Genomic DNA, 19,043 nt, shown 5'->3' on the forward strand with positions numbered 1-19,043 from the left:
CCGCCGCCAGCGCCTCACGATCGACAACCCCGCCCGAACTCATACCGCCAAACTAGGACCACCCACCGACAGAAATCGCTGGCTTGTGACCACAGAAACCAAAGTGACACAAGTGATTACAAAAGGGTGGCGTCTAGCTCCCGTCGGGCCACGGCCCGGCCGTGCTCATTACATCGGCGCCGTCGTCAGTGATGGCGACGGTGTCTCTGCGAAAGACCGCCCCGACGCCCTCCTGCCACACGTAGCCGGTGATCGCCAGCACCATCCCGGCATCGAGTTGATCGTGTTCGCCCGCGGCCCAAAGCGTCTCGGATACCACCGGCGCGTCGAATCCCAACCCCAGCCCGTGTGCGACGGGCATCGGCGGCACCGGCTCACCGGCCGCCGCATAGGCGGCGAGCAGCTCGTGAGTCGACGCGCCGGGACGGCACGCGGCAATCATGGTGTCGTACAGCGTCTTTGACCGATCGAAGAGGTCGCGGACCGGTCCGTCGTCGGTGCCGCCGGCGGGGCGGGTCCGGCCAACCTCGGCGACATAACCGCCCGCCAGGGCGCCGGCCGCGAAGGCGACAAGGTCGTCGGAGCGTACCTCGGTGTGCCGGGCGCGCCGCCACGGGTGTTCCCGCGAGGTCACCCAGGCGCCGTCCTGGGTGGCCGGCGTGCTCACCCCGCCCGCGGCCATGGCCTCCAGCAACGCCCCGGTCAACGTCCGCTCGGACACCCCCGGCCGCAATTCGCCGACGGCAGCGGCGAGTCCGGCCTGGGCGACGCGAAGCGCCTCGCCGATCGCCGCGACTTCATCGGTCGTCTTGATGCGGCGCGCCGCGCGCATCGCGAGCTCGGCGTCGACGATCTCGGCATGCGGAAACGCGTCGGGCAGCAAGGCCGCGAAAGTCGGTGTGAGCGCATCGGTTCCGACCCGGCGCGCCGCTTCGGCGCCGTCGATCTTCTTCAGGACGTCGATGAGCGTCATCGGGTTCCAGGCCAGCCCGTACAGGTGGTCGTGGCCGATCTCTTCGGGGACCCCTTCGTCGTCGGTGCTGTTCAGGTAGATGTCCCCAGTCGCGCGCACCACCACACACATCGGTCCGAACGGTCGCGTCCCGGCGATCCACAGCTGCGGGGCTCCGGTGACGTAACGAATATTGGCTTGCCGGCCGAGGACCAAGATGTCGAGGTCGTGGGCGTCCATCTGGGCCAGCGCCCGCTCCCGGCGACCGGTCCGCAAGGCCAGCGCGTCGGCCGAAACTTCAGTCGCCATAAGGGGAGTAGGGGTAGTCGGTGATCGGCGTGAAGCCGTCTTCGTTGATCACCACGATCTCTTCACTGCGGTAGCCGCCGGTCCCGTCCTCCCACACCACCGGCTCCAAAACCAGCACCATGCCCGGCGGAAAGACGAAGTTGTCGTCGAACTCCGCACCGAGATCCGTTCCGATCATCGGGGTTTCGGCGGGGTAGGTGCCGATGCCGTGGCCGAGGTAGAAGTGCGGCAGCCACGGCTTGCGGCCGCCGTTGGCGGCGATCGCCGCCCGCGCGAGATCGCCCGACGTCGCACCGGCTTTGGTCACCGCGAGCACGGCGTCCAGGATGTCTCGCCACTGCCGGAATTGATCTTGTTGCCGTTGCGTGGGTTGCTCGCCGACGACCCAGGTGCGGCCGAAGTCCGAGCAATACCCGGCGTAGGTGATGCTGATGTCGGTCCACAGCACATCGCCGGCGGTCAGTTCACGATCGGTGGGCAGCAGCGGCAGCGCGAGATCGCCGTGGGTCGTCCATACTCCCGCGTCCCGCGAACTCGGCATCACCTGCCAGATCGCGTCCAGCATGTTGGTGGTGGCGCCCAGCTCGAATGCGCGCCGCACCAGCGTGGCGGACAGCTCCGTCTGCCGTACGCCCGGCGCCAACGCGCGCTGCACATCCACGATCGCTTCTTCGGTGATGCGGGAGGCCCTGCGCAGACAGGAAAGCTCATCCCGCGTCTTGACCAACTGCGCCGCACCGACCACGATCGCCGCATCCATGGGCTCGCCCGCCGGGAAGAGCTTTCGAGCCGCGCGGCGCATTGCGCCGGTCAGCTCGTCGACCGCGATGCGCGCCCCCGCGGGGACCAGCTCGGCCAACTCGGCGGCGAAATGCTCTACGCCGTAGTCGAATTCGAGATAGGCCGGGCCGTGAAGGTGGTCGTCGGGCACCGGTGATTCCGCGGACGCACCGCTGCGGAAAGGCATGAAAAAATGCGGATGCTCGTCATCGGCCAGCACGACCGCCACCGGGCGCTCCACGTGCGAGAGGCCCGCATCCAAAAGCGGCCAGCTGACACCCGTCGCATACGTGACGTAGCCGTTCATCAAGAGGATCAGCGCGTCGATCCGATGGTCGGCCATCGCCGACCGCAGCCGCGCGCCGGTCTCCGCGCGCAAGCGGTCCCAGTCCGGCTCATCAGGAATGTCGATGACCGAGCCGCGGGCGGCGAGAGAGTTTGCCATCGGTCAACAGGATACGCAGGCCGGACCGCCGGGTAATAAGGTGAAGCGCGTGAATCCGCTGCAGCGGGTGGCGCGAAATCCAGCGGCGTACCGGCGGCTGTTCTTGCCGGGACGGGCCATCGCCGAGGCGCTCGAATCCCTGCTGCGCTTCGCCAGCAATGGGCGGTTCGGGGTGCTGGACCTTGCCGGGCTGCCCAACGTGCAGATCACGACCTCCGGCCGCAAAACGGGCCTTGCCCGCACAGCGACGGTCCAATACGTCCCCGACGGGGACGGGATGGTGCTGGTCGGGTCCAACTGGGGCCGCGAGCGCCACCCGTCGTGGTCGGCGAATCTCAAAGCGACAGAACGTGTCATCGTGCGCCGCAGCGGCCATCGGTTCGTCGCGAAGGTGCGTTTACTCACCGGCCTCGAACGCGATAGGGCCTGGGCCACGGTCGTCGCGCACTGGCCCAACTATCAAATCGCGCAGGACCACGCCGAGCCGCGTCAGTTCAGGCTGTTTCTCCTCACGCCGGCGCCGTGATTCAGGCCGCGGCGAGCGCGTCGAAGATCCCGGTGGCGTAGGTCGCGGTGCGCTCCGAACCGAGGATTCCGGGCCCCATCTTGTTCATGACGTAGGCGACGGTGGCACGCCGATCGGGCCACATCAACACCATCGAGCCACCCCATCCGCCCCAGAAGCAGATCTTCTCGTCCGGAACGTACGGGAGGGCCTCCGTCCCGGCCAGTCCGTATCCGAGGCCCCAGCGCAGCGCCGCCGGTATGACGAGGTCGGTCCCGTTGGCCTGCTCGTCGAAGATCATCTCGATGGTCTCCGGCCGCAGGAGTTGCACGCCACGAACGGTGCCTCCCAACGAGATCACCGACAGGATGGCGGCCAGGGAACGCGCATTCCCGTGGCCGTTGAGGGCGCCCATGTCGGCGTCGCGCCATGCCGGTGTGTTCGCGGCGTCGGCGTTGGGCGGCGGACCGCTGAACGTCTTGCGCATCGGGCTCTCTTCGGGCAGCAGGTCGAGCGGCAGCTCGAGGGGAGGCGGCGCGATGACCTCGGCGATGCGGTCGTAATCGGCAGGCACGGCGCCGATCTGGAAGTCGGCACCAAGCGGGCGGGCGATCTCGTCACGGACGAATTCCTTGAGCGTGCTCCCGGTGACACGCCGGATCACCTCGCCGATGAGGTGGCCTTGATTGTGCGCGTGGTATCCGGACGCCGTGCCCGGTTCCCACCAGGGCGCTTGCCGGGCGAGGGCCGCGGTCGACTTGTCCCAGTCGTACATGTCCTCGGTGGTAAACGGTAGGTCCCAGCCGGACACCCCGGACGTGTGCGACAGGATGTGACGAATCTCGATGTCCTGCTTGCCATTTGCGGCGAACTCCGGCCAGTAGGCGCAGACCGGTGCCGCGGGATCGACCAGGCCGCGGTCGATGAGCATCAGGGCGGCCAGGCTGGTGACGGTCTTCGTGGAGGACCACACGTTGACGATCGTGTCCTCGGTCCAGGCGGTTGTCCGCGCGGCGTCGGTGAAGCCGCCCCAGATGTCGACGACGGGTTCGCCGTCGATGTCCACGGCGATGCACGCGCCGACCTCCTCACCGGAGACGATGTTCTCGGCCAGAGCGACCCGGACTTTGTCGAAGCGCTCGTCGCATTGTCCGTGAATCGCGTCCATGGCTGCTACCGTAGCCCGCTTGCGGCCTTCAGATCGCGGCGAAGTTAATCCAGCGCAGGCTTGCCCCGTCCGGGCGACAATGGTCGTCATGACGGAGTCCGCTGCGCTGTGGGGCAAGCGCGACGACATGATCGTGCGCGGTCGTCTGCCGTACAACGCCGAGCCGCCGGCCGCGGTGTTGGCGCGCAGCGACATCACTCCGATCGACGCGTTCTACGCGCGCAACCACGGCCCGATCCCCGACATCTCGCCGCGGCAATGGCGACTCAGGGTGGACGGGTGCGTGGACGAGCCGCTCACCCTGACCTACGACCGGCTCACGACGGAGTTCGACCGGCACAGCGTGGTGGCGACGCTCGCATGCGCCGGCAATCGGCGTGCCGAGATGCTGCGGGTGCGACCGATCCCGGGCAAAGACCCGTGGGCGCACGGCGCGATCTCAACCGCGCGGTGGGGCGGGGTGCGCCTGGCGGACGTCCTCGCGGCCGCGCGATACCACGATGACGACGGCCTGCACGTCGCGTTCGAAGCGCCGGACAGCGCCGAGGAGGCCCGACCCGTTCAGTGCTACGGCAGCTCGATCCCGCTGAGCAAAGCGCTGTCAGGGGAAGTGCTGCTGGCGTTTCAGATGAACTCCGAACCGCTCCCGCGCGCCCACGGCGGCCCGGTTCGCGTTGTGGTGCCCGGGTATGTCGGCGCGCGCAGCGTCAAATGGGTCACCGGCATCCGGGTGCAATCCGGCCCGTCCGACAACTACTTCCAGGCCCACGATTACCGCATCCTTCCGCCGGAGACCGACGCGGACACCGTCGGGCCGGGTGAGGGCATTCCGCTGTCGTCGCTCGCGCTCAACTGCGACATCCTCGAGCCCACCGACGGCGACCAGGTACCGGCGGGTGAGCTGACCATCCGCGGCTACGGGATCGCCGGCGACGGCCGCAGCGTCGAGCGCGTCGACGTATCGGTCGACAACGGGCTCACGTGGCGGCAGGCCGACCTGCACCCGGCGCCCAGCAAATGGTCGTGGCGGCCGTGGTCGCTGCGCGTCGACGTCGAACCGGGGCCGTTGTGCATCGCCGCGCGCGCCTGGGACGACACCGGTGCGTTGCAACCGGAATCGGTGGCGTCGCTGTGGAATCCGCGGGGATACGGCAACAATGCCTGGGCCGTAGTCCCCGTGCGTGTCGCGTGACGGACGGCGACCCCGGCTTAGCCGCCCAGCCCCTTCTTGACGGCCGCGTCCTGCTTCTGGGCGACATCGTTGACGAAGTCGTCGGGCGGCAATGAGTCGGTCGGCCCATAGAACTCGAGCGTGACGAACGCCTTGCCCTCGGTGAACAGCAGGATCAACACGCCCTTCGACTTGTCCGGGGCGTTCCCCGACAGCGTGGTTGCGCCGGTCCCGACGTTGACGGTCCCCGTCTGCGGGTCTTTGATGTTGGCGGCCAGGCCCGGCTTCGCCGCGTTCAGCGCATCGGTAGCCGCGGCGGGGTCGCTCAGCACCTGGATGGTGTCCTTGATGACGTGGCTGTTGTCTTGGGTGCTGAACGTCGTGGCGACCCCGGGTTGACCGTTCGGGTTGCTCACCGGCGGGCTGCCGTTGAACTGCACCGGCGCGTTGATATCGGTCGCCTGGATCAGCAGCCCGGTGTAGTCGCTGGGCGCCGACGAAGCCGGCGCCGAGCTGCTTGCCGAGGTGGCGGACGTGGCCGACCCCGACTTCGTGGTCGACGTGGGCGACGACGTCTTGTTGCCGCCGCATCCGGCCACCGACACCGTCAGCGCGGTTGCCGCGGCTACGGCCGCGACCACCGTCCGGGAAATCCTCATCGCACCATGCTCCTTCCGGGTTGCCTGGGGCGACGCACTCGACTTCGTCCGCCCGAAACGCACAGTACAGTGCGCGCGTCGAGCAGGGGCCCGGTGAGCCCGTTACTCCAGCCGATCCCGCAGGGATCGCAGGGTGTTGGCCAGGATGCGCGAAACCTGCATTTGTGAGACGCCGATTCGCTCCGCGATCTGGCTTTGGGTCATCGATTCGAAGAACCGCATGTGCAAAACCTCGCGTTCACGCTGCGGCAGGGCGGACACCAGCTCGCGCACGGCCTCCCGGTTGGTGATGTGGTCGATCTGGGGGTCGATAGCGCCGATCGCGTCGGCCACCAGACGCGGCTTGCCCGAGCCGTCACCCACTGGGGCGTCCAGGGACTCCAGCTGGTAAGCGTCCCCGGCAACGAGGCATTCGATGACCTCCTCGCGGGGGACTCCCAGCGCGTGCGACAGCTCGGAGGCGGTGGGCGCTCGCCCGAGCGTTTGGACCAGATCGGCCGTCGTTCTGCTGATCTGGATGTGGAGCTCGCGCAGCCGGCGCGGTACGCGCATGCCCCAGCTGTAGTCGCGGAAATAGCGCCGGACCTCACCCATCATGGTGGGGATCGCGAAGCCGATGAAGCTCGGTCCCTTGGCCGGGTCGAACCGGTTGATGGCGTTCATCAGCCCCAGGCGTGCCACCTGGGTCAGGTCGTCGAGGCTTTCGCCGCGGCGCCCGAAGTGCCGGGCGACGTGGTCGGCCAGGGGTAGGCATCGGGCAACGATGCGTTCGCGCTGCTGCCGATATTCGTGCGATTCGGCGGGTAGCTCGCGCAGATCCAGGAACATGCCGACGACGTCGTCGTATGAATCGTCGGATTGTGTGGTGGCCGATCGGTTAGGGCGGGGTGGAGCAATTACGTCGATCATCTGCTGAACCGCCTCCTGCAGACTCAGCTAGTAGTGAAGACGCAGACGCGCGGACAGGTTTGCACCGCACACACTCCCTCTGAGCGTGCGCCGCTAGACTGTGCGCGCAGTCGTCCACCACTACACCCGTTTCAATGACGGGTCGGTTGTCAACAAGCGCACCCGATACTGCGGGAGAGGTGGCGTAAACGCTGTCGCCGTAGCCACGCAAGCCCAGCAGCCGTGTGTGCTGATTGGCCGCTTTGAGCTAAACGGCGACATGTCCAGAACGGACGTCGCCTTTGATAGTACCTCTCATGGCATGAACCGGCGATCGGGCACCGGGGTCGATCTTGAAAACAAGTAGATCTTGCGCGCGCGTAAATCATGCGGTAAGCACCCACAACGGTGCGCGACGGAACGCATCCTTTGAGCTGAGTGTGGAATGGGTGCCATGAGTGATCGCGGCCTATTGACCGGGCGTGGCGCGGTGGTCTCCGGCGGCAGCCGCGGTATCGGGCGCGCCGTCGCCGAACTGCTCGGCAACCTCGGCGCCGGCGTGGTGGTCAACGGGCGCGACGGCGACGCGGTGCGGGAGACCGTCGCGGCGATCACCGCATCGGAAGGACGGGCCGCGCCGGTGGTCGGAGCCGCGGACGACGAGCGCATTGCCGCCGCCCTCGTCGACGCATGCATGCAGACGTTCGGGCGACTCGACATCCTGATCAACTGCGCCGGCATCGCCGAGCCGACCGGTTCCTCGATCCTGACCATCGCGCCCGACGAATTCGATCGCCTGATCACCGCCCACCTCGGCACGGCGTTTCACACCTGTCGGATCGCGGCGCGTGTCATGGCGGCCCAGGGGCACGGGACGATCGTCAACACCAGCTCGGTGGCCTTCTTAGGTGACTACGGCGGCACCGGCTACCCGGCGGGCAAGGGCGCCGTCAACGCGCTGACCATGGCCATCGCCGCGGAACTCAAAGCCCACGGCGTGCGGGCCAACGTGGTGTGCCCCGGCGCGAGGACGCGGTTATCGACCGGCGCCGATTACGAGGCGCACATCGAGGACCTGCACCGGCGCGGGTTGCTCGACGAGATGACCATGCAAGCGTCGCTGGACGCCGCTGCGCCGGCGTTTGTGGCCCCGCTCTACGCCTACCTCGCCAGCGACCTGGCCCGGGATGTGACGGGCCAGATTTTCGTTGCCGCAGGCGGTTTCGTCGGCCAGTTCGACCGCCCGGCGCCGCGCGTGTTGGGTTATCGCGACCATCACGAAGCCGAACCGTGGTCGATTGCGCAGCTGCGCAAGATGATCGGCGGCGACTAAGCGATCAGCGGGAAGGCCACGAGTAGCGCCCCGTAAGCGATGGCGATCACCGTCGCACCGGCCAGGCTGATCCGCCCCGACGCCCCGTCGATGGGGTCCAGCCAGCGCCGGAAGGGCCGCGAAACGGCCGGGACGAGCACCCACTGCAGCAACGCGATGCTGATCACATTGCCGACGAACACCGACAGCGACTGCCCGACGCCCAGTCGGCTGAGCGCCGGCGACAGCCACGTGGAGAGCACCATGACGGTCGGGTAGAGGCACAGCAGCACCAGCATCGCGGTCTTCCACCCCGGCGTAATCCTGGTGTGCCCCTGGTCAATTCGGATCGTGGAGCCGAATGGGGCGTTGTGCGGAAGCTCGGCGAAGTCTCTGGTCAGTTTCCCCCGCAGGCGGGGCAGGGCTTCCTGACGTTCCCGCGAGCCGACCCACGCCGCCAGCTGCTGAGCTGTACGGAACCGCAGCACCGACATCCACTGCCCCGCGGAATCCGCCGGAAAGACCGCGGTGCCTTGGTATCCGGGAAAGACGGAGCTGCTGCGAGTCAGATCACCCTGCGCGGCAGTGAATTCGGATTCGCTTCCGGCGGCCACGCTGTGCAGAAAGATACCGACGTTACCCGGCGGTGGCTCACCCTCGACAAGGATCAAGTCGGAGTCGCAGCGCCAGTAGCCCTGGGCTTCGCCGTCGCTGAGTACCGCTTGGCGTTCAGGGCCGTCCAGCCATGCGTCGAGCCGATCCGCACGGTCGAACGTGACCTCGACGGCCCAATCGAGCCGGCTTCCTTGAACCGATTCGCGCGCGCTTACGTATCCAAGGGAGTGACGGGCGCACGCTTCGTACGCGGCTACCCACCCGCTGAACCGCTCGGGGTTGGAGGGCGGATGGAAGATCGTGATCGCGGAGGCCCCAGCAGACATACGAGCTGTCTACCACCACCGAGACGCCCGCTTCGGGTTCTTGTCGTCGGCGCGGGTGTCAGCGGGATCTCGGTCGCCAGGGGATTGCTGCGCGACGGCCACGACGTCACGGTTTTCGACCAGCGCACCGACACACGGGCGGGGGGCGGCGCCGTGACCATCTGGTCCAACGGCGAGACCGTGCTACGGCAGCTCGGCGTCGACATGGACGGCGCCGGTCAGCTGCTGTCCGGCGTGCAGGTCCTGACCTCACGCGGGCACCGCATCGCCAACCTCGACGTGACCACGATGGTGAAACGGCTGGGCGCGCCCGTCCGGATGGTGCCACGCCAGGTCCTCCTGGAAAGGCTGTTGGCCGGCTTCCCGACCCATCGCATTCGATGCGGCTCCCGCGCGGTGGGGATCGCCACCACCTCCACCGGTGTGCGGGTCGAATTCGAGGACGGCTCCGCGGTCGAGGGCGACTTGTTGATCGGAGCCGACGGCCTGCATTCGATGGTTCGCGACGTGGTTGGAGCGGAAGCGGCGCGGCCGACCGGGTGGTGCAGCTGGCAGGGACTCGTCACCGCTCCGGAGCTACCCGACAATGGCCTCGCGCTCATCGTGATCGGCGACCGCGGGAACACCGGCGTGTGGCCGGCGGGCGGCTCCGCGGTGCAGTGGTGGTTCGATCTGCCGTGGTCCGACGGCTTCGTGCGGCCACACCGTCCGGTCGAGGTGATCCGCTCCAACTTCACCGGCTGGTCCGACGCGGTCGATCTGGTGCTGGCGAAGTTGACCGACGAACATCTGGCCGGCTCGCCGTACCCGCATTTTCAGCATCCGATTCCCCGACCGCTGCACGCCGGTGCGGTGACGTTGCTCGGCGACGCCGCGCACACCATGCCGCCTACGCTCGCTCAGGGGACCAATCAGGCTCTGCTCGACACCATGGTGTTGTGCAAGGCGCTGTCGGATTTCCGGGCGAACGGCGGCACTGGCGAGCTGTCCGGGGCGTTGCGCTGGTACGAGCGCACCAGGCGGCGCCGGGTCAGGGCCGTATCCCGCGTGGCGTCGCTGCAGGTGGCCCACGGCGAGTCCGTGCTGCGACCGGCGACCTTGATATCCGACCGGTTGCATACCTGGACCCTGACGACCTTTTTGCGCTTGACCAGTCACCGCCGAATATCCGCGGAAATCGATCGCCGCCTTGGCGACCCGACCCCCGTCGCGGCATGCCCTCCGTGACCGAGCCCCTCACCGTTCGGGGCGATTACGACGCACCTTCGCGCTGGCTCTGGCTCGTCAAGTGGTGCGTGCTGGCCGTCCCGCACTACCCCATATTGATCGTTCTGTACCTGGTGTATCCGCCGCTCACCCTCGTGGCCGGCGTGGCGATCTTGTGCACCGGGCGGTATCCGCGGCCCATCTTCGACTTCAACGTGGGAGTGCTGCGCTGGTCGTGGCGCGTCATGAATTACCGGTTCCCGATGAACAGCACCGACAAATACCCGCCCTTCACCCTGAAGTCCCGGCCGGACTATCCGGGCGACCTCGAAGTCAACTATCCGCAGCGGCTGACTCGATGGGCGGTCCTGGTCAAATCGTGGCTGCTGGCGCTCCCGCAGATACTGCTGTGCTGGGCGATGGAACCCCTGCTGCAGGTGCTCACCGTCATCGCCGCCGTTACGCTCTTGTGCACCGGGACGATCCCGTCCGGAATGTTCGATCTCCTGATGGGCATCGTTCGGTGGCGCTACCGGGTGGCGGTGTATGTTTCGTTGATGAGCGACGAGTATCCGCCGTTCCGAATGGATCTAGGTAGCCGATAACGCGCGCTAATCCGTTGTTCCCCTACGTATATCGGTTTGGTCAGCCAATCTTCGACCGGCTCTTCTACAACCGATATCGTCGAGGCGCGCTCGCACACGCGGCAGGCCGGCTGCTGTTGGTCGGACTGGGGCCCGGGGCCGATCTGAAGTTTCTGCCGCCCGCGGTGACCTCGGTCGCGGCGGTGGAGCCGGTGGCCGCGTTCCGGCGAATGGCGTCGCGGCTCGCCGCTCGCCGCGGCATTGCCGCCGACATCGTCGACGGGGCCGGCGAGTCGATCCCGTTCGCGGACAACAGTTTTGACTCGGTTCACCTCGGGCTGGTGCTGTGCTCGGTGGACGATGTGGCCGCGACACTGCGCGAGATCCGGCGGGTGCTGGTGCCGGGCGGCAGGTTGGTCGTCCTCGAGCACGTCCGCGGGGACGGCGCCACGGGCCGCTTGCAGGACCTGATCGCGACGCCATGGTCCTGGGCGGCCGGGGGGTGCAAGCCGAATCGCCGGACCGGCGAGGCGATTGCCGCGGCCGGGTTCGACATCGCGGGACTGCGCGCCGTCTTGACTCCGGTGCCGTTCCCGTGCAAACCGCATCTGCAGGGATTCGCCACCATGGTGGACTAGCCGGGTGGACTAGCCGGGTGGACTAGCCCGCTACTCGACGCCTACCGCTTCGATGATGTTGAGTCGCGCGGCGCGCCGCGCGGGCGGCGCCGAGCCGAGCAGGCTGATCGCCACCGTCCCGAGGGTGAAGGCAAGCGCCGTCGGGCTGGGCCTGAAGGCGACCTGAAAATTCATCATGTCGCCGCTGACGAGGCTGAACAGCCATTGGTCCGCACACCCGAACGCCAGGCCCAAGGCGCCGCCGACAACGCCGATGCCCGTCGCCTCGACCAGCACCATCTGCAGGGTGAATCGGCGGCTGGCGCCCATCGCACGCAACACGCCGATTTCGCGGCGCCGTTCGAGCACCGACAGCGTCAGCGTGTTCAGCAGCGCCACCGCGGCCACGAGGACGACGATGATCCACACGGCGTTGGCGATGAACATGCTCTGATGCATCGGTGCCTCCAGGCCGGCGAGCTCGGCGCGGCCGTCATAGACATAGGTCGGCGCGGGCACCACGCGGCGGACGTCGGCCAGCAGTCGGTGCGGATCCACGCCTGGCGCGGCGGCGATCTGCAATGTCGTCGTCACCGGGCGGTCGAACCAGGCGCGCATCTGATCGAGGCCCATCCCGACGGTGCCGATGACCGTCGAGAAGTAGGGCACGAGCGCCAGCACGGTTGCCTGCTGCACCCCGTGCGGCGTCTGCATCCGTAGTTGATCGCCGACCCGGACGTGCAGAACCTTGCCCAGGTTCTGTGACAGCACCACGCCCCGGCCGTCCAGCAGCCGGTTGCGCACCCCCTCGTCAAGCGCGCGATACAGCGGGTCGGCGGATCCGGGGGAGAAGCCGTCCAGCATCACCCGGGCGCCCCCGACTTCCGCGAAACCGAACGCGCCTTCGATGACGCGGCCGACGCCCGGCACCGCGGCCACCTTCTCGGAAATCCCTTGCGGCAGCGGATCGGTGGGGAAGCTGTCGGGAGGATTTGCGCTCACCCAGACGGGGACGCCGGCGACCGGGGCGAAGATGCTTCGCGCAGATCGGATCATGTCGTTGTTCGTGCCGGTAATCGCGACGGTGGTGACCACCGCGATCAGCACGGTCATCACCGTCGCCCATACCCGTCGCGGTGCGCGCTCGATGGTCGCCGCCGCCAACGCCCCGACGGAGCCGAAGATGCGCGCGGTCGCGGCCGTCGCGTTGACGATGGGTACGGTCAGCGCGAAACCGAGCGCGACCTCGGCCGAGAACACCGCGGACATCGCAACAAAAGCCGCGACGCCCCGTTGGGTAATGACCACGAAAAGCGCCACCGCGAAGACGGCGACGGCCATTATCCCGGTCGTGATCCGCAGCCAGCGGGGCACGCGGTCCGCCGCGGAAACCCCGGCGGGCGCCAGCGCCTCGATCGGTGCCACCTTGTACACCTGCCGCGCGGCCATCGCCGACGCGATCACACTGGTGAGCGCGGTGGCCACGACGGCGGCCGGTATCGCGTAGCCGGGCAGCCAGTACTCGACACGCGCTTCGAGCCCCTGGGTCATGGCCGGCGGCAAACGGCCAATCGCGATGCGTCCCATCAGTATTCCGATGCCAGACCCGATGGCACCGCCGATCGTTCCCAGCAGCGCCGCCTCGGCGAGCATGTCCCGAACGATGATCGTGCGGCGGCCGCCGATGGCGCGCAGCATCGAGATGACCGGCCGGCGCTGCGTGATCGCCATGGTCATCGTGGTGTAGATCAGAAACGCACCGACCATCAGCGCGACCATCGCGCCCATCAGCGCCATGTAGTTCATCAGCTTGACACCGTCGCCGGCCCGGGTCGCCCTCATACTCGGATCGGCGACGATGGCTCTTCCGTTCACCGCGGCGCTGACCGCGGCGCGAACCTGGGCTAGGTCCGCGCCGGGATTGACGGTGATCAGGATCGAATCGAGCTGCCCCTGACGCCCGGTTATGTTCTGCGCCAACGCAAGTGGGGCGAGAACGTAGTGTCCGCCGTTGAGGGCCGCAACCTGCTTGCCCGTGAGCACCTCGGTCACCGTGACCGAACCGGAGCCGAGTTGAAAGGTCTCGTCTTTGGCGTGACCCACGCCCGGTCCGATGCGGACTCCGTTCGCCGGCCCGGCCGGCTGCGCAGCCCCGCCGCCCTTCAAGGCGTCTTTTAGGGCGCCGCCCAACGCCGCGACACGGTCGTCGGCGCCGAACAGCAGAACCGGTCCCGACGATGTGGACGCCGACGTGCGAATCATCGGCGCCGCAATCGCCACGCCGGGTACGCCGGCCACGTCGGCGGCTATCGTGTCGGGAAAACCCGCGTCGGTGATGCCCGACACCTCGAGCGAAGCGATGCCGGCGATGCCGTCGGCGAGGCGGTTGACCGATCCGGTGATCGAGCCGAAGATGCCGAACACGGCGACCAGATACATTGCGGATACCGCCATTACGGCGATCGACGCCAGCGTGCGCCGCCGATGCACGGCGAGTTCACGCAGGCTGAACACGCGCAGCCGGCTCGCCGCGGCACCGATTGCCCGGGCCGGTCTCACACCAGGACCGCCGAGCGGTCGTGTGAGACGACGCGGCCGTCCTGCAGCATGATCATCCGATCCGTCGCTTCGGCGGCCTCCGGATTGTGCGTCACCATCACCACCATCCGGCCACGGCCGGGTTCGTGCGCCACGTCGCGCAGCAGCGTCAAAATCGAAGCCCCCGTTGTGGAATCGAGGTTCCCGGTCGGTTCGTCGGCGAGAATCAGCGGCGGGTCCATCATCAGCGCGCGAGCCACGGCGACGCGCTGCATCTGGCCACCGGACAGCTCCGCGGGGCGGTGCTGGGTCCGGTTGCCCAGCCCCACTCGTTCGAGCAGCCGCATCGCCTCCGGTTTGGCCTTGCCCAGCCGGACGCCGTCGAGCAGCTTCGGCACCGCCACGTTCTCCCACGCCGACAGGGTTGGCAGCAGATTGAAGAACTGGAATATGAAGCCCACGCGATGATGGCGAAACTCCGACTGCTGCCCGTCGGAAAGTTGGCCGATCTCGTCGCCGTCGAATTCGATCGAACCGGAGTCCGGCGAGTCCAACGCGCCGAGCAGATGCAGCAATGTGCTCTTGCCCGCCCCCGACGGCCCGACCATCGAGATGAACTGCCCACCCTCGAGCCGCAGGCTGATCTTGTCGAGCGCGCGCACGGTTTGGCCGCCTATCCGGTACTCGCGCACCACGTCCAGGAGATCGATGGTCAGCAGTTTGTGTTTGGGACCGGCGCAGGTGTCGACCCGTCTGAACATGATCCTCCCGCGAGTCCGCACGGCGCTGATATCCGACATAACGAGTCCGAACCCCGATCGGTTCAGCCGGCGGCAGCGGGCGCGAGGGTCGGCCAGGCTCTGATGTTTAGGTTCCTCGCCGTTCGGGGAAGTCCGTCCGTCAACAACTGGGTGCGGGCGCGCCCGGGATGTCGTTGTGTCCGAATCCGCGAAATCGCATCGCGCTCATAGGGATTTAACGCGAAAAGACCTGTCAGACGGTGGATCTCCACATCTCTGCTACTTAAACTCTGTTGGGGAACCGGGGGTTCTCGACATCAATAGTCGAGAAGGCGAGTATGGAACGACTGAGTGGGCTTGACGCGTTCTTCCTCTATATGGAAACGCCGACGCAGCCGCTAAACGTGTGTTGCATCTTGGAGCTGGACACGTCGACGATGCCCGGCGGCTATACGTACCGCCGTTACCGCGCCGCACTGGCGAAGCACGTGAGGGCCGTACCGGAATTCCGCATGAAGCTCGCCGACAACCAGCTGAACCTGGACCACCCGGTGTGGGTGGACGACGAGAAGTTCCAACTGAGGCGCCACCTGCATCGTCTCGACGTGCCCGGGCCTGGGGGCCGCCGCGACCTGGCGGAGATCTGCGGGTATATCGCCGGGTTGCCGCTGGATCGCCATCGCCCGCTGTGGGAGATGTGGGTGCTCGAGGGCGGCGTACGGAGTGACGCGGTGACGGTGATGCTCAAGGTTCATCACGCCATCGTCGACGGGGTTGGGGGCGCGAACCTGCTCGCCCAACTCTGCAGCCTGCAGCCCGACGCGCCGGCACCCAGGGCAGTCCGGGGCGCCGGTGGCGGCAATCCGCTGCAGATCGCCGCGAGCGGACTGATGGGATTCGCGATGCGACCGTTGCGCCTGGCGACTGTGGTCCCCGCAACGATGCGAACACTGATACAGACGGCTCTGCGCGCGCGCGAAGGCCGCACCATGGCCGCGCCCTTCAATGCCCCACCGACCCCGTTCAATGGCCCGGTCGGTTCGACTCGCAACATCGCTTACACCCAGCTCGACATGCGCGACGTCAAGAGGGTCAAGGAGCGGTTCGGGGTGACCATCAACGACGTGGTGGTGGCCCTGTGCGCGGGGGTGTTGCGGCGATTCCTGCTCGAGCGCGGCGAGCTGCCCGACACCCCGCTGGTGGCCGCAGTGCCGGTGTCGGTGCACGGCAAATCCGACCGACCCGGGCGCAACCACACCACATGGATGTTCTGCCGCGTGGAGAGCCAGATCAGCGACCCCGCCACGCGCATTCACACGATCGCCACTGGAAACGCCGCCGCAAAGGACCACACCACGGCGATGGGTCCTACCTTGCTGCACGACTGGACTCAGTTCGGCGGCCCGACGATGTTCGGGACCGCCATGCGGATCCTGCCCCGTATTCCGCACAGTCCCGTCTACAACCTGATCCTGTCGAATGTGCCCGGACCGCAGGCCCAGTTGTATTTCCTCGGTTGCCAAGTCGACACGATGTATCCGCTCGGCCCGGTCCTCGGCTTCGCCGGACTCAACATCACCGTCATGTCGCTCAACACTGGACTCGGTATCGGCATCATCGCCTGCCCCGACCTGGTGCCGGACCTGTGGGGTATCGCCGACGCGTTTCCCGATGCGCTCAAAGAGTTGCTGGAATGCCCTGCAGGGCAACCGGAAGATAGCTGATGTCGCCGGTTAGTCGCCGGTTAGTCGCCGGTTAGAGGTGTGTGTGAGCCTCCTGCGTCCTACGCTGTGCGGGACCCAGGAGGATATTTGCCAATGCAACCGAACCCGCTCGACCCTGTCGCCAGCGAACGGCTGTCGCACGCCGGGAAGGTCTTTACATCTGACCTGTCGATCAATGAATTCGCCTTGCTGCATGGGGCGGGTTTCGAGCCGATTGAACTCGTGATGGGCGTCTCCGTCTATCACGTCGGCTACCAATTCACCGGCATCAGGCAACAATCGGAGTTGCCCGTGCTCACCGACGCGACGTACCGCGCGCGCTGGAACGCGATGTCGCGGATGCAGGCCGAGGCCGATTCGCTGGGTGCGGACGGCGTGGTGGGTGTGCGGCTCGAATGGCGTCATCAAGAGGGCGAACACCTCGAGTTCATCGCCGTCGGTACGGCCGTGCGCTACACGGCCAAGCCGGGGGCCTTTCGACGCGGCAACGGGCAGGCCTTCACCAGCCACCTGTCCGGACAGGATCTGACGACGCTGCTGCGCTCCGGGTATACGCCGGTTGCGTTCGTGATGGGCAACTGCGTGTTCCACGTTGCCGTGCAAGGGTTTTTGACGATGCTGAAGCAGGTGGGCCGCAACGCGGAGATGCCGCAGTGGACGCAGGGCAGCTACCAGGCCCGTGAACTGGCGATGTCACGCATGCAGAGCGAGGCCGAGCGAGACGGCGGCAACGGTATCGTCGGCGTGCATTTCGCCGTCTCCAACTATGCCTGGGGACATCACACCGTCGAGTTCTATGTTGCGGGAACCGCCGTGCGCCGCAACGGCGAACCCCAGACCATCACACCGTCGTTCGTGTTGCCGATGAGCGAGTGATGACGGGCTTCGACCACGACCGGGTCAGCCGCGCCGTCGGAACCGCGTTGGCCGGTCCCGGGGGGGTTGGGCTAGTGGTCAGGGTGTTCTGTGGTGTGCCGGGAGTGATCCTGACCCCGGCACGGCGGGGATTTTTCCGCTCGCAGCCCGAGCGCATCCAGATCGGTGACTGGCGCTACGAGCTCACCGCAGACGGGCGGCTCGCCGCGGCCCACGTGGTGAATGGCATCGTGCTGGCCGAGGAGGTCCTCGCCGCGGCCGCCGTCGGCCCGCACATCGCCCGCGCGCTCGGGCAGGTGGTGAGCAACTACGGTCCGACGATCATGCCCAACATCGACGCGGCCCTCGAAATGCTCGAGGCGGGGAGCTTCGGGTGATGGATCGTCAAGCGATGCAACTCATTTCGGCGCCTACGCCGTGTCGCGCGGGCCCGCCTGGTCGATCGCCAGCACCCACCGGCTGAATTTCCACATGCGGTCCTCCTTGACCGCGGTGAACTCGTAGCAGCCCGACAGGTCGGGGGTCGGCGGGCCGCCGTCCCGGATCGCGAACACCTGGACATAGCAGTATCCGGTCGCTTCGGTCGCGCCCTGGCTGGAGAACCAGAACGAATTCAGTGCGTGCCGGCGCTGGTTGTTCTCGGCCTTGAAGTCCTCTTTTCGGACTGCGAGCAACTTCATCACCGTGTCGACGTCTCCCGAGAGCGTTTTGCCCTCGTGCTGCAGGACGAGTTGCGGCGACTCGGTGAACAGCGCGCGGAAGTCGTCGAGGAGGTTCTCGTCATAGGTGTAGGCGTACGCGCCGAACAGGTTGATGATGGCCAACCGATCCGCCACGTCGAAGTCGGCGGTGCCGACGTCTCCCACCGACCGCAGCCCATCGTCCACGGTTCGACCTCCTCGATCTCGCCGCCCGTCACAGCGGCCCTCTATCGAGTGTGCGCTGACGGCTTCGAGTGTGCAGCGACGGCGCCGTGGGGGCACAGCCGTCCGGCGTTTCAGGCGACGGATGCCCCGAGTATGAGGTTGACCGCCTCGTCGAGTTGGCCGGCGATTTCGTCGTAGCTGACGAACCGCGCCGTCATCAGGGCACCGGCGAAAGTCATTTGCAGGGTGGATTTCACCGCGCGCGGCCAGCCCGGGCCCAGCGCGGCCCCGATCCGTCTGGACACCTCTTCGCCGATCTGTTCGCGCAGCGGCTTGACCGCCGGATCGTCGGCCATCAGCGCCGCCCCGCATGCGATGGTCAACTCCGGCTCGTCGGCGACGACCATCGCCATGTCCCGCATCGTCGCACTGACCCGGGTCTTGGTGGTGTCGTTGTGGGTGTGCAGCGGAAGTTCCCGCAGTAAGCGCAGATACACGGCCGCCACCAACGCGCTTTTCGACGGAAAGTACGTGTAGGCGCTGGCCGGCGATACACCGGCCCGGCTGGCGACGGCACGCATGGTCAGGGTGGCGTAGGACGATTCGCGCAATTCCGCCAGACCGGCGTCGAGTACTTTGCGGATCGTCTGCCCGGGCCGGCGGTCGGACCGGCGGGATGTGCGTGCCCCAGCGCGGACGGGAGGAGCAACGTCTCTAGACACCCGTCCAGTGTAGGGAACAAAAGGTAGAGCCGACAATTCT

The 19,043-nt window shown here is 67.2% G+C and carries 19 protein-coding genes; 9 read left to right on the forward strand and 10 right to left on the reverse strand.

Annotated elements, in window-relative coordinates:
* Positions 1–133 precede the first annotated feature (133 nt).
* Both A5744_RS07900 and A5744_RS07905 read right to left on the reverse strand, forming a co-directional pair.
* Positions 134–1,261 carry a M24 family metallopeptidase gene (locus A5744_RS07900; protein WP_076059881.1) on the reverse strand — a complete coding sequence of 376 codons (1,128 nt, stop codon included), beginning with the start codon at positions 1,259–1,261 and terminating at the stop codon, positions 134–136.
* Entirely contained in the window at positions 1,251–2,486 is a 1,236-nt protein-coding gene (locus A5744_RS07905) for a Xaa-Pro peptidase family protein (protein WP_076059883.1), read from the reverse strand. The genes A5744_RS07900 and A5744_RS07905 overlap by 11 nt, the downstream gene beginning before the upstream one ends.
* 49 nt (positions 2,487–2,535) lie before the next feature.
* Between A5744_RS07905 and A5744_RS07910 the strand changes: the two genes are divergently transcribed.
* On the forward strand, positions 2,536–3,012 hold the full coding sequence (locus A5744_RS07910; RefSeq protein WP_076059953.1) for a nitroreductase family deazaflavin-dependent oxidoreductase: 477 nt from the start codon (positions 2,536–2,538) through the stop codon (positions 3,010–3,012).
* Between the two features lies 1 nt (position 3,013).
* Here the strand turns inward: A5744_RS07910 and A5744_RS07915 are convergent, their stop codons facing one another.
* On the reverse strand, positions 3,014–4,159 hold the full coding sequence (locus A5744_RS07915; protein WP_076059885.1) for a serine hydrolase domain-containing protein: 1,146 nt from the start codon (positions 4,157–4,159) through the stop codon (positions 3,014–3,016).
* Positions 4,160–4,247: 88 nt separating this feature from the next.
* On the opposite strand from A5744_RS07915, the gene A5744_RS07920 reads away from it, so the two are divergent.
* Entirely contained in the window at positions 4,248–5,351 is a 1,104-nt protein-coding gene (locus tag A5744_RS07920; protein ID WP_076059955.1) for a sulfite oxidase, read from the forward strand.
* A 17-nt stretch (positions 5,352–5,368) separates the two neighbouring features.
* On the opposite strand, the gene A5744_RS07925 is transcribed toward A5744_RS07920, so the two are convergent.
* Together A5744_RS07925 and A5744_RS07930 are read right to left on the reverse strand one after the other, a co-directional pair.
* Positions 5,369–5,989: a hypothetical protein gene (locus A5744_RS07925; RefSeq protein ID WP_076059887.1), complete on the reverse strand. Its 621-nt coding sequence runs from the start codon at positions 5,987–5,989 to the stop codon at positions 5,369–5,371.
* A gap of 102 nt (positions 5,990–6,091) precedes the next feature.
* Complete coding sequence (locus tag A5744_RS07930; protein WP_076059889.1) at positions 6,092–6,898, reverse strand: SigB/SigF/SigG family RNA polymerase sigma factor; 807 nt, start codon at positions 6,896–6,898, stop codon at positions 6,092–6,094.
* Between the two features lie 433 nt (positions 6,899–7,331).
* Here A5744_RS07930 and A5744_RS07935 point away from each other — a divergent pair, with 433 nt between their 5' ends.
* Positions 7,332–8,210 (forward strand): SDR family oxidoreductase, encoded by an 879-nt coding sequence (locus A5744_RS07935; protein WP_076059957.1) that lies wholly within the window; start codon positions 7,332–7,334, stop codon positions 8,208–8,210.
* On the opposite strand, the gene A5744_RS07940 is transcribed toward A5744_RS07935, so the two are convergent.
* On the reverse strand, positions 8,207–9,130 hold the full coding sequence (locus A5744_RS07940; protein ID WP_076059890.1) for an antibiotic biosynthesis monooxygenase: 924 nt from the start codon (positions 9,128–9,130) through the stop codon (positions 8,207–8,209). The genes A5744_RS07935 and A5744_RS07940 overlap by 4 nt on opposite strands.
* On the opposite strand from A5744_RS07940, the gene A5744_RS07945 reads away from it, so the two are divergent.
* From A5744_RS07945 to A5744_RS07955, 3 genes are read left to right on the forward strand one after another with little or no spacing between them, the layout of a single operon-like run.
* Positions 9,095–10,357 (forward strand): NAD(P)/FAD-dependent oxidoreductase, encoded by a 1,263-nt coding sequence (locus tag A5744_RS07945; protein ID WP_076059892.1) that lies wholly within the window; start codon positions 9,095–9,097, stop codon positions 10,355–10,357. The genes A5744_RS07940 and A5744_RS07945 overlap by 36 nt on opposite strands.
* Positions 10,345–10,941, forward strand: a complete 597-nt coding sequence (locus A5744_RS07950; protein ID WP_076059894.1) for a DUF4389 domain-containing protein — start codon at positions 10,345–10,347, stop codon at positions 10,939–10,941. The genes A5744_RS07945 and A5744_RS07950 overlap by 13 nt, the downstream gene beginning before the upstream one ends.
* Positions 10,938–11,558 (forward strand): class I SAM-dependent methyltransferase, encoded by a 621-nt coding sequence (locus tag A5744_RS07955; protein ID WP_076059895.1) that lies wholly within the window; start codon positions 10,938–10,940, stop codon positions 11,556–11,558. Before A5744_RS07950 ends, A5744_RS07955 begins: the two co-directional genes overlap by 4 nt.
* Positions 11,559–11,588: 30 nt before the next feature.
* Here the strand turns inward: A5744_RS07955 and A5744_RS07960 are convergent, their stop codons facing one another.
* A complete protein-coding gene (locus tag A5744_RS07960; protein ID WP_076059897.1) occupies positions 11,589–14,096 on the reverse strand; it encodes an FtsX-like permease family protein in 2,508 nt (835 codons plus the stop codon).
* Positions 14,093–14,791 carry an ABC transporter ATP-binding protein gene (locus tag A5744_RS07965; RefSeq protein WP_076059959.1) on the reverse strand — a complete coding sequence of 233 codons (699 nt, stop codon included), beginning with the start codon at positions 14,789–14,791 and terminating at the stop codon, positions 14,093–14,095. Before A5744_RS07965 ends, A5744_RS07960 begins: the two co-directional genes overlap by 4 nt.
* Before the next feature lie 362 nt (positions 14,792–15,153).
* Here A5744_RS07965 and A5744_RS07970 point away from each other — a divergent pair, with 362 nt between their 5' ends.
* From A5744_RS07970 to A5744_RS07980, 3 genes are all read left to right on the forward strand, one after another.
* On the forward strand, positions 15,154–16,539 hold the full coding sequence (locus A5744_RS07970) for a wax ester/triacylglycerol synthase family O-acyltransferase (RefSeq protein WP_076059898.1): 1,386 nt from the start codon (positions 15,154–15,156) through the stop codon (positions 16,537–16,539).
* 93 nt (positions 16,540–16,632) lie between these two features.
* Entirely contained in the window at positions 16,633–17,415 is a 783-nt protein-coding gene (locus tag A5744_RS07975; RefSeq protein WP_076059900.1) for a heavy metal-binding domain-containing protein, read from the forward strand.
* The gene (locus tag A5744_RS07980; protein ID WP_076059902.1) at positions 17,415–17,792 is read left to right on the forward strand and encodes a DUF5073 family protein; all 378 of its coding nucleotides are present in this window, start codon (positions 17,415–17,417) and stop codon (positions 17,790–17,792) included. Before A5744_RS07975 ends, A5744_RS07980 begins: the two co-directional genes overlap by 1 nt.
* Positions 17,793–17,825: 33 nt before the next feature.
* Here the strand turns inward: A5744_RS07980 and A5744_RS24620 are convergent, their stop codons facing one another.
* Both A5744_RS24620 and A5744_RS07990 read right to left on the reverse strand, forming a co-directional pair.
* Positions 17,826–18,302: a nuclear transport factor 2 family protein gene (locus tag A5744_RS24620; RefSeq protein ID WP_076059904.1), complete on the reverse strand. Its 477-nt coding sequence runs from the start codon at positions 18,300–18,302 to the stop codon at positions 17,826–17,828.
* A gap of 110 nt (positions 18,303–18,412) precedes the next feature.
* Positions 18,413–19,003, reverse strand: a complete 591-nt coding sequence (locus tag A5744_RS07990; protein ID WP_076059906.1) for a TetR/AcrR family transcriptional regulator — start codon at positions 19,001–19,003, stop codon at positions 18,413–18,415.
* Positions 19,004–19,043: the final 40 nt, after the last annotated feature.

It is taken from the genome of Mycobacterium sp. IS-1264, assembly GCF_001954195.1.
Taxonomy (GTDB): domain Bacteria; phylum Actinomycetota; class Actinomycetes; order Mycobacteriales; family Mycobacteriaceae; genus Mycobacterium.

Bases quoted from the DNA above. Each gene is read 5' to 3' on its own strand.
- A5744_RS07975 (WP_076059900.1), top strand. From the start codon at position 16,633: ATGCAACCGAACCCGCTCGACCCTGTCGCCAGCGAACGGCTGTCGCAC.
- A5744_RS07925 (WP_076059887.1), bottom strand. From the start codon at position 5,989: ATGAGGATTTCCCGGACGGTGGTCGCGGCCGTAGCCGCGGCAACCGCG.
- A5744_RS07980 (WP_076059902.1), top strand. From the start codon at position 17,415: ATGACGGGCTTCGACCACGACCGGGTCAGCCGCGCCGTCGGAACCGCG.
- A5744_RS07935 (WP_076059957.1), top strand. From the start codon at position 7,332: ATGAGTGATCGCGGCCTATTGACCGGGCGTGGCGCGGTGGTCTCCGGC.
- A5744_RS07915 (WP_076059885.1), bottom strand. From the start codon at position 4,159: ATGGACGCGATTCACGGACAATGCGACGAGCGCTTCGACAAAGTCCGG.
- A5744_RS07900 (WP_076059881.1), bottom strand. From the start codon at position 1,261: ATGGCGACTGAAGTTTCGGCCGACGCGCTGGCCTTGCGGACCGGTCGC.
- A5744_RS07930 (WP_076059889.1), bottom strand. From the start codon at position 6,898: ATGATCGACGTAATTGCTCCACCCCGCCCTAACCGATCGGCCACCACA.
- A5744_RS07970 (WP_076059898.1), top strand. From the start codon at position 15,154: ATGGAACGACTGAGTGGGCTTGACGCGTTCTTCCTCTATATGGAAACG.
- A5744_RS07940 (WP_076059890.1), bottom strand. From the start codon at position 9,130: ATGTCTGCTGGGGCCTCCGCGATCACGATCTTCCATCCGCCCTCCAAC.
- A5744_RS07920 (WP_076059955.1), top strand. From the start codon at position 4,248: ATGACGGAGTCCGCTGCGCTGTGGGGCAAGCGCGACGACATGATCGTG.
- A5744_RS07950 (WP_076059894.1), top strand. From the start codon at position 10,345: ATGCCCTCCGTGACCGAGCCCCTCACCGTTCGGGGCGATTACGACGCA.
- A5744_RS07905 (WP_076059883.1), bottom strand. From the start codon at position 2,486: ATGGCAAACTCTCTCGCCGCCCGCGGCTCGGTCATCGACATTCCTGAT.
- A5744_RS07945 (WP_076059892.1), top strand. From the start codon at position 9,095: ATGGAAGATCGTGATCGCGGAGGCCCCAGCAGACATACGAGCTGTCTA.